This is a genomic window from Clostridium sp. CF012, from assembly GCF_018861755.1.
In the GTDB taxonomy this organism is placed as follows: Bacteria; Bacillota; Clostridia; order Clostridiales; family Clostridiaceae; genus Clostridium_AD.
On record NZ_JAHLEF010000066.1, the window covers coordinates 1 to 6247 of the forward strand.

At 30.4% G+C, this 6247-nt stretch carries 4 protein-coding genes and 1 pseudogene; 4 read left to right on the top strand and 1 reads right to left on the bottom strand.

The features are described from left to right. Positions 1–529: pseudogene (locus KPL50_RS25920) on the top strand (GMP synthase (glutamine-hydrolyzing)); the annotation flags it as partial. Positions 530–1238: 709 nt separating this feature from the next. Here the strand turns inward: KPL50_RS25920 and KPL50_RS27780 are convergent. Next, positions 1239–2543: a DDE-type integrase/transposase/recombinase gene (locus KPL50_RS27780; RefSeq protein WP_309245221.1), complete on the bottom strand. Its 1305-nt coding sequence runs from the start codon at positions 2541–2543 to the stop codon at positions 1239–1241. A gap of 553 nt (positions 2544–3096) precedes the next feature. Here KPL50_RS27780 and KPL50_RS25930 point away from each other — a divergent pair. The 3 genes from KPL50_RS25930 to KPL50_RS25940 form a co-directional block, all read left to right on the top strand. Then, positions 3097–3969: an ATP-binding cassette domain-containing protein gene (locus KPL50_RS25930; RefSeq protein ID WP_216210021.1), complete on the top strand. Its 873-nt coding sequence runs from the start codon at positions 3097–3099 to the stop codon at positions 3967–3969. Then, positions 3959–5155, top strand: a complete 1197-nt coding sequence (locus tag KPL50_RS25935; RefSeq protein ID WP_216210019.1) for a hypothetical protein — start codon at positions 3959–3961, stop codon at positions 5153–5155. The genes KPL50_RS25930 and KPL50_RS25935 overlap by 11 nt, the downstream gene beginning before the upstream one ends. A gap of 64 nt (positions 5156–5219) precedes the next feature. Beyond that, positions 5220–6247, top strand: a 1028-nt coding sequence (locus tag KPL50_RS25940; protein ID WP_216301378.1) for a hypothetical protein, incomplete at its 3' end; no start/stop codon positions are given.

Here is a 6247-nt window from a genome sequence, read left to right on the forward strand (position 1 = left end):
CACTTCAGCTACCATAAAAAGTCATCACAATGTTGGAGGACTTCCAAAAGATATGCACTTTAAACTAATTGAGCCTTTAAGAGAGTTATTTAAAGATGAAGTTAGAGCTGTTGGAGAAGAAATTGGAATACCACATCACTTAGTGTGGAGACAACCGTTCCCAGGACCAGGACTCGCTATAAGAGTACTTGGAGAAATAACTGAGGAAAAATTATTTATAACTAGCGAGGCAGATGCAATCTTTAGAGATGAAATAGCTAAAGCAGGACTTGAAAGTGAGATATGGCAGTATTTTGCATGTCTTCCTAACATTAAGTCTGTTGGAGTTATGGGTGATGAGCGAACATATTGTCACACAGTAGCTTTAAGAGCTGTTACAAGCTCCGATGCAATGACTTCAGACTGGGCTAGAATACCTTACGAGGTATTAGATATAGTATCCCGTAGAATCGTTAATGAAGTTAAAGGAGTAAACAGAATTGTTTATGACATAACTTCTAAGCCACCTTCCACTATTGAGTGGGAATAGGCTAGAACGCTTTATAACACAGTGATATCAATGTTTATATAAAATAATAAGTGTCTTAGATTTATTTTTTAATTAAGATAAATTTAAGACATTTTTTTTGTGTTTATAAGGGAGGTAGTTTAAAGGTGGAGGTTGAAGAAGTCAGAGGTACTAAATTATTCAAGCAAAGACAGGAATGTAAAAAAAGTTTATATGAAAAATAGTAGAGTGGATTATTATAGAGCATTTAATTGACAAATTTTCTGATTTTATAGAATGTGATTTGAGTTTCTTCAAAGAAGAATGGGACAGCAAGTAATATAGAAAGTTTTCAGAATGTTCTAGGTTTAAAAGCCTAAGTACAACAATTAAAAGTGTAAATATTCTACGTAAATATATGGTTCGCTTTTATACTTTGGCAAAGCACTGGTTTTAATGTTAAATTATTGTTATTAATTAAAATACTTCCATTCATGTAGTAAATTATACGTTTAATGTAAATTATGTTGTTTTTTTAAATAAAAGTAATATAATTTGAATTGTAAGAATTCTTACAATAAGTGATCGCTTATTTTATAAAAAAATTAATATTATCTAATATTTGATAGTGTTAACTAACTTATGAAAAAACACTAAGTGGAAAAATTAGGGTATATGCTTTCGATTATAACTGAAAACATACTTTATCGCAGAAAAAATTAGTAAGAGTATCTTAAAGAATGTGTATTAATTAAGGATTTTGTTCAAGGTGAATAAAAAATGGCATCAAAAATATACCTGTCCAGATCGTTCCTTTTTTACGGAACCCTGCCGGGTAAGAAAATTTAAATGTTCTGTTGAGACGCTCTATTATTTGTTTAAGCCAACGATACTCAGTTGATACAGGATCAGAGTTAGTAAGACCAATTACTTGGATTACATCAAAGTCCATGCCGTTAAGCTTGAACTGTTGCTCAGCAAGCTTATATGCGGTATAGCCATCGGCAACAAATTTAAGAGACTTGCCGGGAAACTCTTTAAACTTATCAAAAGCCATACGCATAGTTAAAATACAAGGGCCAGTATCACGACTAAAAGAGGCTTGGTATCCTAAAATTGATTTTTTGATGGCATCCATAACAAGCCAGACATATTGATGTTCTCCTTTTACTTTAGTATAGGTTTCATCAGCAGCAAGATAATTAGTAGGCTTATAATCATAATTGTCAACATAGGGTTTGACAAAAGCGGCAGCTGCAATGGCGTATCTACTAACCATGACATGAGATATTTTGACCCCATGGATTTCCCAAAGAGCAAGCGCCGTACGGCGTGTAGATAGTCCTAAATTAACGTTATATGTTAGACAAAGTCCCATTACATGTGAAGAAAAATTTCTGAACTTGAGGCTAGTAGCACCTTTTGGCATTGAAGATAAATCTACATCAAAATAATTAGTGGTAAACTCACGGTAAATGTAATGTAGCTTAAATTTGTGTTTATCTTTCTTATATTCCTTAATGTCTTCAAGTGAAAGATTTGCAAGAGATTGAATGTAAAAGCTACATTTTTTATTAACGCATTTATGGATATAAAAATTTTTGCGGTCCTTCTTTTTACTTAGGGCATGTCCACAAAATGGACAAATGAGTTTTTCGGTTTTGAAATCATCCTTGTTTTTATTGAAATGCATATCACAAACTTTGCACCAAAGCTGCCCGCGGCCTCCGGCGTTATCGTAGATGTAGGTGTGCGGAGCACCACATTGAGGGCATATAGTATCAGATGATATAGGATGTTTACCACGAGAATTAACGGGCTTTTTATCCTTGCCATGAGTGATTTTGTACTCATCTAAGAGACGTCTGTAATCAAGCTTTTTAAAAGTTTTGATAATGGGTAATTTATCTACAGTAAGTTTTTTATATTTAGGACTTGTCATATCGTATTTTGGAACTTTTAGCGGTATATTTTTAGCAATAAAAATAAGTAATTGTTTAATTTGAGAAAGTAATACTTGATTATATGTAACTAATATTGATATAATTGGACTCACAATGACACCTTCTTTCGGGAATTTTTGTTGAGTTAAGATACAACAATTATACCAGAAAGAGGGGGTCATTGTTTTTTTTGTTAAAAATAGCTACAATCCTTGCAATAGCAGGGGTTTAAATAAATAAAACAAAGATAGTGTTAACACTATCATAAGGAATAGGGTGGAAAAAGTATGAAACATTTATAACTTGGAGGGGTGTGTAGTAATGGGACAGAAATTCCCGTTGCATAAACTATAATTTACCAATTTAAGTTTAATTCATCACAACTAGCATTACCTTCGGTAAAACGGGTACATCTGATATACGAGTAAAAACCGGAGACATGCTGAAATTAATACCCAGCATGTCTCCGGTTTTACATGTATGTCGGCTGTACCCGAAAAAGATACTTAATAAATTTAACTTTAGTTAATTTTGATTAACAGTTATAAGCTAGCATATATTAGGACTTAAAATATAATAATGGGATATGGTAATTATATTTTGTTTATGCCTAATTTACGGTAATAACGGTATACTGAAACAAATATATACAAGGGGGATATGATAATGGGTTTAAAATTACTTAATGTTACAAAATATTATGGAAAAAATGTAGTACTGGATAATATTAACCTTGAATTAGAAAATGGTATTTATGGATTTTTAGGAGCTAATGGTGTTGGAAAAACCACTCTATTTAAAGTAATTAGCGGTTTTTTAACAGATTATAAAGGCAAGGTACTCTACCCAACTCTTAAGGATGCAAATGAAATTTTATTAGGTTTTTTACCACAAAGTTTTAGTGGTTATCCACATATGACTGTACAGGAATTTTTGGCGTATTTAGGACATATCAAGTCTAATCTTGCAAAATATCTCATTAATAAAGAAATTGATGAAAAACTAGATTTGTTCGGTTTGACAGATTTAAGACATAAGAAATTGAAAACTTTATCTGGAGGTCAATTAAGAAGAGTAGGTCTTGCTCAAGCCTTTTTGCTAAATCCCAAAATTGTAATGCTTGATGAACCTACAACGGGTTTAGATCCAACAGAAAGAATAAGATTTAAAAACTATATTTCAGAGTTTAGTCGTGAACAAACCATATTAATTTCTACTCATATTGTTAGTGATTTGGAATTTATATCGAAAGAAATATTTATCTTGAAAAATGGTAACTTTGTAATGAGTGGAACTGAGAAACAATTAGTTAATAACTGTAGTAACTTCGTGTGGGAAGTAAGTTTTAAAAATGAAATGGAGTTACATAAACACTTAAAGGATTGTACTATTTCAATGATTTATGAGGATGGTGAAAAAATAAAAGCCCGCGTTATTAGTGTCGATCCTCCTGTTTCTGATGCTATTAATGTAGTTCCCACTTTAAATGATATATACCTTTTTAATTTTAGAAAGGAGGTACAATCCAATGTTAAATGAACTAAAAAAATTCACAAGTGAACTTTATATAAAGATTTTAATTTTGGTGGTTATTTTAGTTTCAATAGCTATATCAATCGCGTCAATTAAGAGCTTTTCTGAATCAAGATCTGTAGACGATACAAATTATCTTCACGGTAAAGCTGCAATCAATTTAACAAAAGAACGATATAAGAATTCTAAAGGAATTCTTACAACAGATAAGCTTAATGAAGTTTTAAAATATTATAAGTCAATGCCCTCTAGTGATACAGCATATATAAAAACAGATATGAAGTATCCAGGAATTACCTCTTTGATGGATGAGGCCTATCTATATGGGGATTCAAAAGAAGCCGATAGCTTTTATAAACTGAATAATATGAATGATTTTTACAAGAGAAATATAAAACTAATCACTGAAAAATTAAATGATTCAGAAAATACCTATGAATCTTGGGAAAAGAATATTATATTTGAAAAAGCAAAAACTATTGACAACCCATTTATTATTGATTTTAGCAATCAATGGGTTAAAACATATCCATCTTTGACAATTTGCTTTATGCTAATTGCAATTTCCGCCATTGTCATAGGTTCCCGCCTATTTTCTTATGAAAAAGACAAAAATATGGATGTTTTGTTGGTTTCCCTTGGGGATAGACCTCTTAGAAATATTGGAACAAACAAGATAAAAGCATTACTTACTTTTTTAACAATTGAATTTTTAGTAAGCATAACCATAATATCCATTGTAATATTTTCAAACACTGGGCTCAGTGCTTGGAATAGTCAAATTCAAATTAAATATTTTACTTCTATATATCATTTAACCTTTGGTAAGGCATACTTATTATCTGTATTCACTGGTTGGATTAGTATTATAGCAATAGGAACTTTTGTTGCAGCGTTAAATGCCTTTACTCAAAAATCTTATATCACATTAGTGCTTGGATTTCTTGTGACGTTTATTCCAATTACTTTTGTTAAACTGAATATGTTTCCAGTTATTATAACAAAATTTTTCAAGATGCAACCGATAAATGGATTTTTTATAAGTAAGAATTTACTATCCCTTCAAGTGTTTAAGTTCTTAACTTTCAATACACTTACCATAACAGCTATTATTATTAACTCTATAATAATTCTAGGTATCTGTATATTAATAGCCCCTCGTTTATTCAGTACCAGAATAAAAAACACATAAAAATTATAATCAATTAAATACAAGTACTAATAAAATTATACTTGACTTAAAAAGGAGGGAAATCATGTTTTATGAAATGAAGAAGTTTTATAAATCTACAGCCGTATTAATTGCTTTTGTTTTAGCTCTATTAGTTGCAATAGGTGTGCCTATTTTATTTATACATGGTTATACAAGTTACGACTATTCTACTGGAAAAGAAGTCACAATAAACGGTTTAAATGGGCTTAAAGACAGAAAAGAACAATTACAAAAAGTTTCCGGAATTTTAAGTACAGATAAATTGAATAAAGCTCTTACCTTTTATAAATCACAACTGCAAGGAGATAAAGCATTTTTTAAGATGGAAGATAAATATCCGCAATTACTTTCGCTTTTAACAGATGCATATTCTCCTTATGGACAAAATACAGTTAATATTACTAAAGTATCAAATGCTAATAACTTTTATACTAGAAATATAGAAAGAGTAAAAGAAAGGGTTCACTTATTAGGTAACGGATTCATCTCATCAAACGAAAGACAAGAAGTACTAAATAAAGCAGCTAATATAAGTAAACCCTATACTCTTGAATTTTTTGATCAGTGGCCAATTTTAATTAAATCCTTACTATTTGTATATATATTAATAGTTTTGTCTGCAATTCTAATATCAAATAGGCTTTTCTCATTCGAAAAAGAAAATAATATGGATATTATATTAAATTCTGCAGGCAGAAAAAAACTTGTAAGGATAGGATTTCAAAAAATCTTTGCAATGGTAACCTATTTGTCTTTAGAATTTATACTATGCACCGCGATTAGTACGGCTATTGTGTTTGGAACAATTGGTATTACTGGTTGGAACTCTCAAATACAAACTTTACCTGAGTTTTTTACATTTATATATAGTTGGTCTATTGGACAAATGTTTATTTATTCCATGATAATTGCATGGATATGTATATTATCTATAGCTCTTATTGGAGCCCTTATCAATTCTACGATACAAGAAACATATACGTCATTGATAATATCTTCATTATTAATGATTTCCCCAATATTTTTTAAATATAGTCCATTAGTATCGGCAGGAATTCAAAGGTATATAGA